This is a genomic window from Comamonas sp. 4034 (genome assembly GCF_050434545.1).
Classification (GTDB): domain Bacteria; phylum Pseudomonadota; class Gammaproteobacteria; order Burkholderiales; family Burkholderiaceae_C; genus Comamonas; species Comamonas odontotermitis.
On sequence record NZ_JBNDIT010000006.1, the window covers coordinates 192,077 to 206,057 of the forward strand.

The following is a 13,981-nucleotide window of genomic DNA, read 5'->3' on the forward strand; positions in this document are numbered from 1 at the left end:
CCGGGCATTTAGTCCAGTAGAAGTTACAGTCTGCCAAGCCTCGGCTACACTAGCCGGGTACGCGACTGGCGATAGACATCTGAGCAACCAGATTGTTGACGTGGAACGCAGGCCTGCCCTGCAGCAACCACCGGGGAGCGTACCGTGCGAGGGACTACGGTGCCACGATCACCGCCTGTGTCTTGCCACGTGTTAGCCGTGCGCCTGGGCAGCCCTTGCTTTCTATCGCCAGCTTCTGGCGGGCAGGGGGTTACTTCTGACTCAACCGACCGTCATGTACCACCGTAACATTCTTGTCGAACAGACCGACGCCGAACTCTTTGCGGCCATCCAGGCCGAAAACCAGCGCCAGGAACAGCACATCGAGCTGATCGCCAGCGAAAACTATGCATCGCCCGCCGTGATGTGGGCCCAGGGCACCCAGCTGACCAACAAGTACGCAGAAGGCTATCCCGGCAAGCGCTACTACGGCGGCTGCGAGTATGTGGACATTGCCGAGAAGCTGGCCATCGACCGCGTCAAGGAACTGTTTGGCGCAGAAGCCGCCAACGTGCAGCCCCATTGCGGCGCCTCGGCCAATGAAGCCGTGTTCCTCGCCTTCCTCAAGCCCGGCGATACCATCATGGGCATGAGCCTGGCCGAAGGCGGCCACTTGACGCACGGCATGCCGCTCAATATTTCGGGCAAGTGGTTCAACGTGGTCTCCTATGGCCTCAATGAGAAGGAAGAGCTGGACTACGACGCCATGGAGAAGAAGGCGCACGAGACCAAGCCCAAGCTGATCATTGCCGGTGCTTCGGCCTACTCGCTGTCCATCGACTTCGCCCGCTTTGCCAAGGTGGCCAAGGACGTGGGCGCCATCTTCATGGTGGACATGGCCCACTACGCCGGCCTGATTGCCGCTGGCGAATACCCCAACCCCGTGCCCCACGCCGATGTGGTGACCACCACCACCCACAAGAGCCTGCGCGGCCCCCGTGGCGGTGTGATCCTGATGAAGGCCGAGCACGAAAAGGCCATCAACAGCGCCGTGTTCCCCGGCCTGCAGGGCGGCCCGCTGATGCACGTGATCGCAGCCAAGGCCGTGGCCTTCAAGGAAGCGCTGCAGCCCGAGTTCAAGCAGTACGCCCAGCAGGTCAAGACCAATGCCCGCATCGTGGCTGAAACGCTGACCCAGCGTGGCCTGCGCATCGTCTCCGGCGGCACGCAAAGCCATGTGATGCTGGTCGATCTGCGCGCCAAGGGCATTACCGGCAAGGAAGCAGAAGCCGTGCTGGGCGCAGCCCACATGACGATCAACAAGAACTCCATCCCCAACGACCCTGAAAAGCCGATGGTGACCAGCGGCGTGCGCATCGGCACCCCCGCGATGACGACCCGTGGCTTCAAGGACGAGGAAGCGCGCCTCACGGCCAACCTGATCGCCGACGTGCTGGACAACCCGCGCGATGAAGCCAACATCGCCGCCGTGCGCGCCAAGGTGAACGAGCTGACCGCCCGCTTCCCTGTGTATCGCTGATTGACACACCGCCAGCGCCTATGAAATGCCCCTTCTGCAACCATCCCGACACCCAGGTGGTCGAAACCCGTGTGGCAGAAGACGGCGGCTTCATCCGGCGCAGGCGCCAGTGTGGCAACTGCGAGAAGCGCTTTACCACCTATGAGCGGCCGGAAGTGAGCTTCCCCGCCATCGTCAAGAAGGATGGCCGCCGCATCGACTATGACCGCAGCAAGCTGCGCGGCTCGTTCAGCCTGGCGCTGCGCAAGCGCCCGGTCAGCATCGACAAGGTGGACATGGCGCTCGAACATGTGGAAGACAAGCTGCGCAGCCTGGGCGCCCGCGAGGTGCAGACCCATCTGATCGGCGAGCTGGTGATGACCGAGCTGCAAAAGCTCGACAAGGTGGCCTACATCCGCTATGCCAGCGTCTACCGCAGCTTCGAGGATATCGACCAGTTCAAGTCCATCGTCGATGAGGTGACCAAGCCGGCTGCGGGCAAGAAGGACACGGGCAGGAAAAAGCCCTGAGCCCCCTGCTTTCAACCCTCCAACAAAAAAGCGAACCCTCGGGTTCACTTTTTTTCATAGCAGCAGGCGTACAGCTGACGGGCTTCTAAGGCTCTTTTCCATCAAACCTCAGGGGCCTGCGCGGCAATCGGCCCAAAGCCCACCACCACATCGGCATTCTGCGCGCGGTGGCGCAGGGCATGGTCCATCAGCACCATGGCCAGCAAGGCCTCGGCAATGGGTGCAGCGCGGATGCCCACGCAGGGGTCATGGCGGCCCTTGGTGATGACTTCGGTGCTGTTGCCGTCGACATCGATCGACTCGCGCGGGCTGATGATCGAGCTGGTGGGCTTGATTGCGATGCGGATCTCGATGTCCTGCCCGGTGCTGATGCCACCCAGAATGCCGCCCGCGTTGTTGCTGCGAAAACCCTGGGGGCTGAGCGAATCACCATGGGTGGTGCCGCGCTGGGCCACGCTGTCAAAGCCCGCGCCAATCTCCACGGCCTTGACGGCATTGAGGCCCATCATGGCGTAGGCGATGTCCGCATCGAGCTTGTCGTACAGCGGCTCGCCCAGGCCCACGGGCACGCCGCTGGCGTTGACGCGAATCAACGCGCCGCAGGAATCGCCCGATTTGCGCAGCGCATCCATGTATTCCTCGTAGCGCGTCACATCGGCCACGGGGGCAAAGAACGGGTTGTCAGGCACATGCTCCCAGCTCTCGAACGGCAGGGCCACCTCGCCCACCTGCAGCATGCAGGCACGGAACTCGGTGCCAAACTTCTCCCTGAGCCACTTCTTGGCCACAGCGCCTGCCGCCACCGTGGGCGCGGTCAGGCGCGCAGACGAGCGGCCGCCGCCACGCGGATCGCGGATACCGTACTTGTGCCAGTAGGCATAGTCAGCATGGCCAGGGCGAAAGCTCTGCGCAATATTGGAGTAATCCTTGCTGCGCTGGTCGGTGTTGCGGATCAGCAGCGAGATCGGCGTGCCGGTGGTCTTGCCTTCGTAGACGCCCGAGAGAATCTCGACCTGGTCTGGCTCGTTGCGCTGCGTCACGTACTTGCTGGTACCGGGGCGGCGACGGTCCAGATCGTGCTGGATGTCTGCTTCGCACAGCGCCATGCCCGGGGGGCAGCCATCAATCACACAGCCAATGGCCGGGCCGTGGGATTCGCCGAAGTTGGTGACAGTGAATAAGGTGCCGAAGGTATTGCCGCTCATAGCCCGCCATTATGCGGGCGAAAGCAACGGCCACCAGAGAGACCGGGCAAGCCGCCAACGCAACTTGCCTGCATGCAGCACCATCTACGCCCTCCAAACGCAGGTTTTTTGCATGAAATGAGCCTTTCTCGCCCTGCCAATGCGCAGCAGTGCATCAAAAACCATAGCAATCACTGCACACAGATCAAGACCACTGCGGCGCAGCAGTGCCCGGCGGCATGGACGGGTAGCGCCACGGCATGGCCACACCACCCAGCACGCCGCTGTGGCGTACCGCAGTCAGTGCGCCGAAACCGCTGGTCAGCGTTTCGAGGTAAGGCGCTACTCGGGCTGCAGGCACTCCCTCGGCCGTATCGCCAAGCCCTTGCGGCAGCACAGGCCGCTGCCCCAGTTCCCGGAGCCACTGGGCCGTGCGCGCCAGCGATACCTGCACATGCCAGCTCCCCCCTTGCGTGGCCTGGCGGTACAGCGCGGTCTGGATGCCGAAGGCCAGCCAGAAGCCTGCGGCGTAATCCAGAATCTGCATCGGCAGCGCACGCAGGCCGCCACTGCCAACACTGGCGTTGCCACCTGCAATGCCCTCAAAAGCCTGGCCTTCCGCCCAGTTGATGCCGCTGGCCGTCTGCACCAGCGAATCGAACCCGCGCCGGTCTGCCCACGGCCCGCTGCGCCCATAGGCCGACAGGCTGGCGTACACAATGCCGGGGCGCAACTGCACCGCCTGTTGCGGGCCAAAGCCCAACGCATCCAGGCTGCCGGGATGGTAGCCCTGCAGCAGCACGTGTGCGCCGTCCAGCAGGCTGGCAAACTGGGCCTTGCCGGCGGCGGACTTCAAATCGAGCAAGGCCGAGCGCTTGCCCCTGCTCAGATCAGCAATGGCACCGATGTTGGGCAGGCCCGGGCCGTTGATCATCAGTACATCGGCGCCATGCGCAGCCAGCGTTCGCGCGGCTACCGGGCCTGAGAGGATGCGCGTCAGGTCCAGCACCCGAATGCCCGAAAGAAGCCCTGCACTCTGCAGCGCAGGCCAGGCACGCGGCGACGCTGGCTGCCCGGCATCCAACTGCGTGATCTGCACCAGCGGCTGCGCGGCCACCGCAGCGCTTTGCGGGTGGGCTGCCCATTCCTGCGGGGTGCGGGCAGCCGCCACTACCAAACCGCGCTCGGCCGCTTGCGTTTCAAAATCAATAGCATCCCACGCATTCAATGCCTGCGCTACGGCCTGTTTTGACGTCGAGGCCCCGATGGGCAAGCCCAACAGCTGCAATGCGCCATCGCGGTGGTGGTCGAAATTGGCGTGGATGCGCACCCAACCCGGCCGGCCCACCGCCGCACCGCAGGGGTACAGGCCCGAGATGGGCGACCACAGATCGGGCTGCACCCCGTCAAGGGTGAAGTACCCCGTGGTTTCTGCCAGGGCATGCGGCACCTGCACACTGGCGCAGGCAAGCGCACTGCCACTGCGCAGGCTGCCCAACTGCGCCGCTGCCAGTGTGGCTGCTGCGACGGAAGCGCCTGCGGCCACATCTACCGCAAAGCTGGAGGGGTAGCCGCTGCCATCGCCACCCAGCTGCAGCCCCTGTGCATCGAAGGCGGGGGCCCCCAACAGGCCTGCCGCATGCCACTGCTGCTGCACGGCTTGGCGAATACGGTGATGCAGCGCATCTGCAGGCGGGGTGGCGAGGGACATTTGCATTTCTGGCTCCATGGGCGAGGGCGCACGCGAATCGGTCGTGCTGGCCGCCATTGCACGCGCTGCGCCCTGCCCCGTCAATCTTGATTGGGCCAATCCATGTGGGCTAGCATGGCGCATGCCTCGCCCATCTCCCGCCGCTCATGCCCCTCTCGACGACTCCCCCTGGTTGAGCAGCCAGCAGGCCGCCGCCGTGCTGGGTGTACAGCGCGCCAGCCTGTACAGCTATGTCAGCCGTGGCCTGCTGCGCGCACAGACCCAGTCCGGCCAGCGCGGCCATGTGTATGCCCGAGCCGATGTGCAGCGCCTCGCCATCCAACGGCAATCGGTACGCAACCCGGCGCGGCTCGCCCAGTCCACGCTGGATTGGGGGACGCCGGTACTGGCATCCGCCATCACCCAGGTCGAAGGCGGCCAGCTGTACTACCGGGGCCATCTGGCGGCCTCGCTGGCCACGCATGCGAGCCTTGAGGAAGTGGCGGCATTGCTTTGGGATCAGAAAATGCCTGTCGCACTGGATGAAGAAGCGCCACCAGCTCACAAAGTGATAGCAAACTGGGACCTCCCACGCGCTCCTGCCCGGGCGCTGTCGGCCTGGTACGGTGGCACAGAAGTCCTGGAGGCCGAGATGGAACACGCCACGCTCTGGCCGCTGGCCCTGCTGCAGTGCATGGCAGAAATCCTGACCGGGCAGCCTGTCACCAACGCGGCGCAGCAACTGCATTTGCTACAAAAAACAAAGCGCCTGCGCCCACTGCATAAACGCCTGGGGCAGATATGGCAGGCAAACCCGGCCCATGCCAACATCCTGCGGCAAGCGCTGGTGTTGTGCACCGACCATGAACTCAACGCCTCCAGCTTTGCCACGCGCGTGGTGGCATCCACCGGCGCCAGCCTGCATGCGAGTGTGGGCGCAGGCCTGGCGGCGCTGTCCGGTCCCCTGCATGGCGGCATGACGGAGGTGATCGCCAGCCATTGGGAAGACTGGCACCGCGCAGGCCGCAAGGGGCTGGCTCCATCGCTGCGCAGATTGCTGGCAGACACCCGCCTGGGCACCACGCCGCACTACTGCGCAGGTTTTGGCCACCCGCTCTATCCGGCGGGCGATCCGCGCAGCCTGCACCTGCTGGCGCTTTTGGCACCCGATGCGGCGCGTGAGCAGTTGCTGCGCCAGGTGTACGAAGATACCGGCCTGCACCCCAGCCTGGATTACGCGCTGGTCGCCATCCAGCGCAGCCTGGGCCTGCCAGCGGGCGCGGCGTTTGTGCTGTTTGCCCTGGGCCGCACCGCCGGCTGGATTGCCCATGCGCTGGAGCAGCGTGCAAGCGGCCAGTTGATTCGCCCCCGGGCACGGTATGTGGGCCAGCCGCCCATAGACAGCAGCGGTACACATGCTGCACAGCGCCCTCCCGGCCGCGTCATCCGCTTCTGAGCGCAGGCCGGGCTGCAAACAGGCATGAAAAAGCGGCCTTGCGGCCGCTGTCTGGCTGAATGCTGCGGATGAGCGGACTGTTGCCGCGCCACAACGTCAGTCGGCTTCGCCTTCCACCGGCCAGTCGCGGATATAGGCCTTGAGCATCTTGTTCTCGAAGTTCTGGCTGTCCACCACGGCCTTGGCCACATCGTAGAAGCTGATCACGCCCATCAGCATTTTCTTGTCCATTACCGGCATGTAGCGCGCATGGCGGTCCAGCATCATGCGGCGTACCTCGTCCATGTCGGTCTCCATGGTGCAGGTCAGCGGCGCATCATCCATCACGCTACGCACCAGAGTGTTTCCAGCGGAACCGCCGTTGCCCACGATGGCAACAATCACTTCGCGGAAAGTCAGCATGCCCACCACGTCACCGTGCTCCATCACCACCAGCGAACCAATGTCTTTCTCGGACATGGTCTGGATGGCGTCGGAGAGCGGGTCATTCACGCTTGCGGTGTAGAGGGTATTGCCTTTGAGGCGCAGGATGTCACTGACTTTCATGCTCGTCTCCTTCAAGATCTCCAGCAGATGCATGCCCTGGCTGGCGCTCGGTGGAAGTGGATGCGGCCACCCAACGCTTGCGCGACAGGGCTGCCAGCAATGGTTCGTTAAATATAGCCGACAATCCCCACCCAGAATGACAATCTGATGGAGATCTGCCATGCCCGGCTATTCAGACCCCGGTTTTGACACCCTGAGCCTGCACGCAGGCGCCCAGCCCGATCCGGCCACCGGCGCACGTGCCGTGCCCATCCACCTGACGACCTCGTTCGTCTTCGAATCCAGCGACCACGCCGCCAGCCTGTTCAACCTGGAGCGGCCCGGCCATGTCTACAGCCGCATCAGCAACCCGACCAATGCCGTGCTGGAGCAGCGCGTATCTGCCCTCGAAGGCGGCGTGGGAGCCATTGCCGTGGCCAGCGGCCAGGCGGCGCTGCATCTGTCGATTGCCACACTGATGGGCGCGGGCAGCCACATCGTGGCCAGCACCGCCCTGTATGGCGGCTCGCAGAACCTGCTGCATTACACGCTGCGGCGCTTCGGCATCGAAACCACTTTCGTCAAACCCGGCGACATCGACGGCTGGCGCGCCGCCATTCGCCCCAATACCAAGCTTTTCTTTGGCGAAACCGTGGGCAACCCGGGGCTGGATGTGCTGGACATTCCGACCGTGGCACAGATTGCCCATGAGGCAGGCGTGCCGCTGCTGGTGGATTCCACCCTTACCTCGCCGTGGCTCATCAAGCCCTTCGCACATGGTGCAGACCTCGTCTACCACTCGGCCACCAAGTTCCTCTCGGGCCATGGCACGGTGATTGGCGGCATCGTCGTGGATGGCGGCAGCTTCGACTGGGAAAAGAGCGGGCGCTTCCCCGAATTGACCGAGCCCTACGACGGCTTTCACAACATGGTGTTCACCGAAGAAAGCACGGTGGGCGCCTTCTTGCTGCGCGCGCGCCGCGAAGGCCTGCGCGACTTCGGCGCCTGCATGAGCCCGCACACCGCCTGGCTGATCCTGCAAGGCATCGAGACCCTGCCACTGCGCATGGAGCGCCACATGCGCAACACCGAAAAGGTGGTGCAGTTCCTCGCCAGCCACCCGTTGGTAGGCCGCGTGGGCCACCCGATGCTGGAGTCGCACCCCTCCCATGCGCTCGCGCAGAAGCTGCTGCCGCGCGGCGCGGGCTCGGTGTTCAGCTTCGACATTGCCGGCAACCGCAACCAGGGCAAGAAATTCATCGAAACGCTCAAGGTCTTCAGCCACCTGGCCAATGTGGGCGACTGCCGCTCGCTGGTCATCCACCCGGCCAGCACCACGCATTTCCGCATGACCGACGAAGCGCTGACCCAGGCGGGCATCGGCCAGGGCACGATCCGCCTGTCGATCGGGCTGGAAGATGCAGACGACCTGATCGACGACCTCAAGCGCGCCCTCAAAGCCGCAGAAAAGGCTGCTTGATGGAAATCAAGCACGCCCTGCAGATCCGCAGCTTTGCAGCCACTGATACCGAAGCCGTGATCGGCCTGTGGAACGACTGCGGCCTGACCCGCCCTTGGAACGACCCGCACAAGGACATTGCACGCAAGCTCAGCGTGTCGCCCGAGCTCTTTCTGGTCGGCACCGACGGAGCCGGGCAATTGATTGCCAGCGTAATGGTGGGCTACGACGGCCATCGCGGCTGGATCAACTACCTGGCCGTTCACCCCGGCTGCCAGCGCCAGGGCCATGCGCGCCGCCTGATGGAGCGGGCCGAGCAATTGCTGACCGAGCGCGGCTGCCCCAAGCTGAACCTGCAGGTACGCGAAGGCAACGAGGCGGTGATCGCCTTTTACGAAAGCCTGGGCTACAGCAATGACAAGACCGTGTCGCTGGGCAAGCGGCTGATTGCGGATATCTGACCACGAGATACCGCACAGGAATCTGGAGACCGAAATGCATATCCAAGTACAGGGCGCAGACATATATGCCTATACCGGCGGCAAGGCGTTCGACGCCGCCAGGCCCACCGCCATCTTCATCCATGGCGTGCTGTGTGATCACAGCGTGTGGGCCCTGCAAAGCCGCTATCTCGCCAACCACGGCTGGAACGTGCTGGCCATTGATCTGCCGGGCCACTGCAAGAGCGGCGGCAAGGCGCCTGCCAGTGTGGAGGAAGCCGCCACCTTCATCGGCCAGATGATGGACGCCGCAGGCCTGCAGAAGGCCGCCTTGATCGGCCACAGCTGGGGCAGCCTGATTGCCATGCAGGCAGCTGCCCAGTTGGGCGCGCGGGTCAGCCACCTCGTATTGGTAGGCACCGCTGCCCCCATGAAGGTATCGCCCGTACTTCTGGATCTGGCGCAAAGCGCGCCGGACCAGGCCATTGCCATGGTGCAGACCTTCTCGCGCGCCACCTTGTCGCCACCCAACGGCGCGGGCAGCTGGGTGTTCGGCGCGGGCACGGCACTGGGCCGCCGCGTGCTGGCCAGCAATGGTGACACCAACCTGCTGTATACCGGTTTTGTCGCCTGCGACGGCTACAGCGGCGGAGAAGCTGCCATGACGGCCGTCAATTGCCCTGTTCTGTTTGTGCTGGGTGAGCAAGACCAGATGACCCCTCCCAAGGCGGCCAAAGGCCTGATCGATGCAGCCAAGGCGGCTGGCAAGTCCGTGCAGGTGCGAACGATTCCCAACGGGCACAACCAGATGATGGAATCTCCCGATCCAACGCTGTTTGCAATTCGGGATTTCCTTCAGTTTTAAGCAATAATTTTGATAGCGAGATACCACACCTGTATCGGCGGTAAGCAGTGGTAAGGAGAGCCATTTTTTAGAGCGCAAATCGCGCAGAATGCGCTAGCCTATGGCCTATCGCTGCATCGGGGCGCAAAGCGCATGCCACAACGCAGCACGAACGCTACCAGCCATGCTTGATACCGCCCTTCCCAGTCTTTTGCAGCATTGTCACGCCCTGCCGTGGCATCTGTTGCAGCCTCGCCAGCCCGTGGACACCGAGCGCTGGAACGAGGCCTGGGCAGATGCGCTGGGCCAGTTGCACGAATTCGCCAGCCACGGTTACTACGGGCTGGACATGCAGGACCTGGCCCCCGGCAGCCAGCAACAGGCCTGGGATGACTGGCGCGATGCCGTGCGCCAGGCGCTGCGCCTGCCCGAGTTGGCCTACACCCGGGGCCTGTCTCTCACCAGCCTGGAAGCCCTGTTCGAACACGTGCTGCATTGCTGCAATGAATTTGCCAGCATGGCACGCAGCGCTAACGAGAAGGGTCTCGCCCACCACCACACACTGGAGGTCGCGGGCCAGGATTACGCCAGTGCGGTTCAACTGCTGGCTTTTCCGGTGCTGCTGGAGCGCCAGGAACTGATTCCGCCCATCGTGCAGCGCCTGCTGGACAACCAGTGCGACCGCCTGCTCGATTACCTGAGCGCCGCCGCCTGCGACAAGACCGAAGCCGTGGAAGCGCTGTTCTGCCCCGAGCCCTACGCGGCCCTCACGCCGTTCTTCGAACAGTTGGAGGTATACGGCGCGCCCTTGCAGGCCTACCTGCAACAGGCCTATCCAGCCACGGCAGATACTCTGTCGCCCGCCTCGTGGACCGACATTGCCAACCACCACTGGGCCTGGGAAGTTGCAGCCCTGGTGGTGCTGTACGACCTGAACGACAATGCCTTTGCGGCGCACCCGCGCTATCCGGCCGACATGGTGGCATTTGCGCGCCATCGGCTGGATGCCAGCTACCCGCAATTCTTGCGCGCCTGATTTTTCCTGCTTTCGCAGATTTCAGGCTGCTGCGCGCTCTACCTCCTGCACCTCTCGCGCCTCCAGCGCACCGGGGCGGCGCTCCAGCAGATCGATCAGCATGACGTGATCGAGCCCGCAGTGCCACCACAGGGGCTCGGTGGCTTCGTTGCAGTCCAGCAGCAGCGCCGTCATCAGCGGCTGCGCACGCGTGGCAGCGGGCTCCACCAGCAGCACGTAGCGGGCATCGCTGTCGCTGCTCTGGCCCTGCTGTTCCGCGCTGGTGACGCGGCCCTCCACATCCACCACGGCGCCCACCCAGTCCAGCTGGGCCAGCACATCCAGCGCGCGGTGCAGTTGCACATCCTCCACCTTCAATTGCGCTGCCAGCTGGTGCAGGTACAACCCCTTCTCGGGCTGGTAGCGCATGGGATTGAGGGCGTGCAGGCACTCGATGGCGAGCTGAAAATCCCAGCTCTGCGCCGTGGGCAGGCGGGCCACGCCCGCCAGCAGGCTGGGCAGATAGGCAGCCACCACGGCGCCCAGCAGCACGATCACCCAGGCAACATAGATCCAGATGAGCAAGATGGGCAACGTAGCGAAGGTGCCGTAGATCGTGGAATACGTGGGCACGTTGGCCAGGTACAGGGCGAGAATCTTCTTGGCCAGCTCGATCCCGATCGCCACAAACACGCCGCCAGCCAATGCGTCGCGCCAGCGCACATGGGTATTGGGCACATAGCGGAACATGGCTGTCACCCCCGCCGCCAAAAGCACGAACTCCAGCGAATCGAAAGCGAGGCGAATCAGGTACGGCAGCTCGCCCATGGCACTGCGCGAAGCGGCCATCACCGACGACGTCAGCGCCAGGCTGGCGGCCAGCAGCAGCGGCCCCAAAGTGATGGCGGCCCAGTAGATGAGCACGCGCTGGCCTAGCGGTCGGAGCTTGCGCACCCGCCAGATGTTGTTGAGCGTGCGGTCCATGGTGAGAATCAGCGCCAGCGCCGTGGCCAGCAGGAAACTCAGGCCCGCCATGCCCAGGCGGCTGGCCTTGCTGGCAAACTGGGTGATGTAGCCCAGCACCTGGCTGGCGATGCTGCTGGGGATCAGGCTCTCGACCAGCCAGCGCTGCAGTTGCGCCTCCATCTGCGAGAACATCGGAAACGCGGTGAACAGCGCCAGCGCCACCGTCATGAACGGCACCAGTGCCAGGGTGGTGGTAAAGGTCAGGCTGCTGGCCGTCAGACCCAGGCGGTCTTCGCCAAAACGCCTGCGCAGGGTATCGACCGTATTGCCCCACGGAAAATCAGCCAGCGCCTGCCACCAGCGCTCTGGCCTGGTGGCCATGGAATCCGTCGCCCTCGATGCCGTGTTTTTCTCTTCTGTGCCGTACATGCCGATATGATGCCAGTTTCACACCACGCACCATGCCTTCCGCACCTTCGAATCTGCCTGATTTGGTAACGCCCGCCGCAGCGCCTGGCGTGGCGCGGCTGTCTCGCACACTTGCAGTGGTGTCGCTCCTGGGTCTCGTGGTGCTGTCCGTGGCGTGGGAGCTGTGGATCGCGCCGCTGCGCCCCGGTGGCTCGTGGCTCGTCATCAAGGCGCTGCCGCTGTGCATACCGCTGGCAGGGCTGCTCAAGCACCGCATGTACACCTACCGCTGGGTCAGTCTTCTGGTGTGGCTGTACTTTACCGAAGGTGTGGTGCGCGCATTTGGTGATGCGCCGCCCAGCCGCTGGTGCGCGATGGCCGAGATCGCGCTGTGCCTGCTGCTGTTTGCCGCCTGCGTTCTGCATGTCAAGGGTCGCCAGAAAGCCGTGCGGCCTGCCGAATAACCGGGCGGACCATCGTCCCGCTGAACGCATTTTGTTTTTGGATATTTGTTGAGACCAAGCCATGACCGATCTGATTGCCAGCCTGCGCCGCATTGTGGGCGAAAACCATGTACTGACTGATGGCGACCTGAGCGCCTACGAACAGGACTGGCGCCGCCGCGAGCACGGCAAGGCCCTGGCCGTGGTGCGCCCCGGCTCCACCGAGGAAGTGGCTGCCGTGGTCAAGGCCTGCGCCGCCAATGGCACCGCCATCGTGCCGCAGGGTGGCAACACCGGCCTGGTGGTGGGATCAACCCCCGATACCTCCGGCACGCAGGTGGTGCTGAACCTGGGCCGCATGAACACCGTGCGTGCGCTGGACAAGGACAACCTGACGATCACGGTCGATGCGGGCTGCATTCTGCAAAGCCTGCAGGAGCGCTGCGAGAAAGAAGGCTTTCTCTTCCCACTGTCGCTGGCGGCCGAAGGCAGTTGCACCATTGGCGGCAATCTGGGCACCAATGCAGGTGGCACGCAGGTGGTGCGCTACGGCAATACGCGCGAGCTGTGCCTGGGCCTGGAAGTGGTCAACGCCCAGGGAGAAATCTGGAATGGATTGAAAGGCCTGCGCAAGGACAACACCGGCTACGACCTGCGCAACCTCTTCATCGGCAGCGAAGGCACCCTGGGGGTGATCACGGCCGCCACGATGAAGATCTACCCCATGCCCGCCAGCCAGCTCACCGCCTGGGCCGCACTGCCGTCGTTTGAAGCGGCAGTACAACTGCTGGGCCTGGCCCACCAGTACCTGGGCGCGGGTCTTACGGGCTTCGAGGTGATGAACCGCTTTGCACTGACCCTGGTGGACAAGCACATGCCGCAGCTGCGCGTGCCCTTTATCGACAACCCCGATTTCCCATACGCCGTGGTGCTGGAGAACTCCGACAGCGAATCCGAGGCACACGCCCGCGCACGCTTTGAGGCGCTGATGGAGGCCGCGTTCGAGCAGGAAATCGTGCTGGACGCCGTCGTGGCCGAAAACCTGGGCCAAGCCCACAACCTGTGGCACATCCGCGAGAGCATTCCACTCGCGCAGGTGGAGGAAGGCCTGAACATCAAGCACGACATCTCGGTGCCAATTTCACGCATTCCAGCCTTTGTGGAACACGCCACCGCCGTGCTGGCGCACAAGGTGCCGGGCATGCGCCTGGTGAACTTTGGCCACCTGGGAGACGGCAATCTGCACTTCAATGTGCAGGCCCCCGAGGGCATGGACCCCAAGGCATTCCTTGAGGCGCGCGAGCACGAGATCAACCACATCGTCTACGACGCTGTTGCCAAGTTTGGCGGCTCCATTTCGGCAGAGCATGGCATTGGCACCCTGAAGGCAGCCACCCTGCCCGATTACCAGTCGCCGGTTGCGCTGTCCATGATGCGCGCCATCAAGCAGGCGCTTGACCCGCACGGCATCATGAACCCCAACTGCATGCTGGCCCGGCAGTCTTGATTCGCATCAATAACCC

At 64.0% G+C, this 13,981-nt stretch carries 13 protein-coding genes and 1 riboswitch; of the genes, 9 read left to right on the forward strand and 4 right to left on the reverse strand.

Going from position 1 to position 13,981, the window contains the following annotated elements; genetic code table 11:
* Positions 1 to 51: 51 nt before the first annotated feature.
* Positions 52 to 217: riboswitch (ZMP/ZTP riboswitch) on the forward strand.
* A gap of 57 nt (positions 218 to 274) precedes the next feature.
* A complete protein-coding gene (gene glyA / locus ABIE32_RS08945) occupies positions 275 to 1,519 on the forward strand; it encodes a serine hydroxymethyltransferase (RefSeq protein ID WP_224149678.1) in 1,245 nt (414 codons plus the stop codon).
* A gap of 20 nt (positions 1,520 to 1,539) precedes the next feature.
* Positions 1,540 to 2,028: a transcriptional regulator NrdR gene (gene nrdR / locus ABIE32_RS08950; protein ID WP_395027905.1), complete on the forward strand. Its 489-nt coding sequence runs from the start codon at positions 1,540 to 1,542 to the stop codon at positions 2,026 to 2,028.
* A 101-nt stretch (positions 2,029 to 2,129) separates the two neighbouring features.
* Here the strand turns inward: nrdR and aroC are convergent, their stop codons facing one another.
* Positions 2,130 to 3,233, reverse strand: coding sequence for a chorismate synthase (aroC, locus tag ABIE32_RS08955; RefSeq protein WP_429015355.1), 1,104 nt, complete (start codon positions 3,231 to 3,233; stop codon positions 2,130 to 2,132).
* A 184-nt stretch (positions 3,234 to 3,417) separates the two neighbouring features.
* Positions 3,418 to 4,929 (reverse strand): CoA transferase, encoded by a 1,512-nt coding sequence (locus ABIE32_RS08960; RefSeq protein ID WP_429015357.1) that lies wholly within the window; start codon positions 4,927 to 4,929, stop codon positions 3,418 to 3,420.
* A gap of 115 nt (positions 4,930 to 5,044) precedes the next feature.
* Between ABIE32_RS08960 and ABIE32_RS08965 the strand changes: the two genes are divergently transcribed.
* Positions 5,045 to 6,358 carry a citrate synthase family protein gene (locus ABIE32_RS08965; protein WP_429015358.1) on the forward strand — a complete coding sequence of 438 codons (1,314 nt, stop codon included), beginning with the start codon at positions 5,045 to 5,047 and terminating at the stop codon, positions 6,356 to 6,358.
* Between the two features lie 96 nt (positions 6,359 to 6,454).
* Here the strand turns inward: ABIE32_RS08965 and ABIE32_RS08970 are convergent, their stop codons facing one another.
* Positions 6,455 to 6,904: a CBS domain-containing protein gene (locus ABIE32_RS08970; RefSeq protein ID WP_184710644.1), complete on the reverse strand. Its 450-nt coding sequence runs from the start codon at positions 6,902 to 6,904 to the stop codon at positions 6,455 to 6,457.
* A 160-nt stretch (positions 6,905 to 7,064) separates the two neighbouring features.
* Between ABIE32_RS08970 and ABIE32_RS08975 the strand changes: the two genes are divergently transcribed.
* The 4 genes from ABIE32_RS08975 to ABIE32_RS08990 all read left to right on the forward strand — a co-directional run bounded on the left by ABIE32_RS08975 (position 7,065) and on the right by ABIE32_RS08990 (position 10,662).
* Positions 7,065 to 8,363: an O-acetylhomoserine aminocarboxypropyltransferase gene (locus tag ABIE32_RS08975; RefSeq protein WP_224149683.1), complete on the forward strand. Its 1,299-nt coding sequence runs from the start codon at positions 7,065 to 7,067 to the stop codon at positions 8,361 to 8,363.
* A gap of 17 nt (positions 8,364 to 8,380) precedes the next feature.
* A complete protein-coding gene (locus ABIE32_RS08980; protein ID WP_429015422.1) occupies positions 8,381 to 8,803 on the forward strand; it encodes a GNAT family acetyltransferase in 423 nt (140 codons plus the stop codon).
* Positions 8,804 to 8,837: 34 nt separating this feature from the next.
* Positions 8,838 to 9,647 (forward strand): alpha/beta fold hydrolase, encoded by an 810-nt coding sequence (locus ABIE32_RS08985; protein ID WP_429015359.1) that lies wholly within the window; start codon positions 8,838 to 8,840, stop codon positions 9,645 to 9,647.
* A gap of 163 nt (positions 9,648 to 9,810) precedes the next feature.
* Positions 9,811 to 10,662: a PoNe immunity protein domain-containing protein gene (locus ABIE32_RS08990; RefSeq protein WP_429015360.1), complete on the forward strand. Its 852-nt coding sequence runs from the start codon at positions 9,811 to 9,813 to the stop codon at positions 10,660 to 10,662.
* 21 nt (positions 10,663 to 10,683) lie between these two features.
* Here the strand turns inward: ABIE32_RS08990 and ABIE32_RS08995 are convergent, their stop codons facing one another.
* Positions 10,684 to 11,988, reverse strand: a complete 1,305-nt coding sequence (locus ABIE32_RS08995; RefSeq protein ID WP_429015361.1) for a YihY family inner membrane protein — start codon at positions 11,986 to 11,988, stop codon at positions 10,684 to 10,686.
* An 80-nt stretch (positions 11,989 to 12,068) separates the two neighbouring features.
* On the opposite strand from ABIE32_RS08995, the gene ABIE32_RS09000 reads away from it, so the two are divergent.
* Positions 12,069 to 12,479, forward strand: a complete 411-nt coding sequence (locus tag ABIE32_RS09000) for a DUF2069 domain-containing protein (protein WP_429015363.1) — start codon at positions 12,069 to 12,071, stop codon at positions 12,477 to 12,479.
* A gap of 61 nt (positions 12,480 to 12,540) precedes the next feature.
* Complete coding sequence (locus tag ABIE32_RS09005) at positions 12,541 to 13,965, forward strand: FAD-binding oxidoreductase (RefSeq protein WP_429015364.1); 1,425 nt, start codon at positions 12,541 to 12,543, stop codon at positions 13,963 to 13,965.
* The last annotated feature ends 16 nt before the right edge of the window (positions 13,966 to 13,981 follow it).

Bases quoted from the DNA above. Each gene is read 5' to 3' on its own strand.
- glyA (WP_224149678.1), top strand. From the start codon at position 275: ATGTACCACCGTAACATTCTTGTCGAACAGACCGACGCCGAACTCTTT.
- nrdR (WP_395027905.1), top strand. From the start codon at position 1,540: ATGAAATGCCCCTTCTGCAACCATCCCGACACCCAGGTGGTCGAAACC.
- aroC (WP_429015355.1), bottom strand. From the start codon at position 3,233: ATGAGCGGCAATACCTTCGGCACCTTATTCACTGTCACCAACTTCGGC.
- ABIE32_RS08960 (WP_429015357.1), bottom strand. From the start codon at position 4,929: ATGCAAATGTCCCTCGCCACCCCGCCTGCAGATGCGCTGCATCACCGT.
- ABIE32_RS08965 (WP_429015358.1), top strand. From the start codon at position 5,045: ATGCCTCGCCCATCTCCCGCCGCTCATGCCCCTCTCGACGACTCCCCC.
- ABIE32_RS08970 (WP_184710644.1), bottom strand. From the start codon at position 6,904: ATGAAAGTCAGTGACATCCTGCGCCTCAAAGGCAATACCCTCTACACC.
- ABIE32_RS08975 (WP_224149683.1), top strand. From the start codon at position 7,065: ATGCCCGGCTATTCAGACCCCGGTTTTGACACCCTGAGCCTGCACGCA.
- ABIE32_RS08985 (WP_429015359.1), top strand. From the start codon at position 8,838: ATGCATATCCAAGTACAGGGCGCAGACATATATGCCTATACCGGCGGC.
- ABIE32_RS08990 (WP_429015360.1), top strand. From the start codon at position 9,811: ATGCTTGATACCGCCCTTCCCAGTCTTTTGCAGCATTGTCACGCCCTG.
- ABIE32_RS08995 (WP_429015361.1), bottom strand. From the start codon at position 11,988: ATGGCCACCAGGCCAGAGCGCTGGTGGCAGGCGCTGGCTGATTTTCCG.
- ABIE32_RS09000 (WP_429015363.1), top strand. From the start codon at position 12,069: ATGCCTTCCGCACCTTCGAATCTGCCTGATTTGGTAACGCCCGCCGCA.
- ABIE32_RS09005 (WP_429015364.1), top strand. From the start codon at position 12,541: ATGACCGATCTGATTGCCAGCCTGCGCCGCATTGTGGGCGAAAACCAT.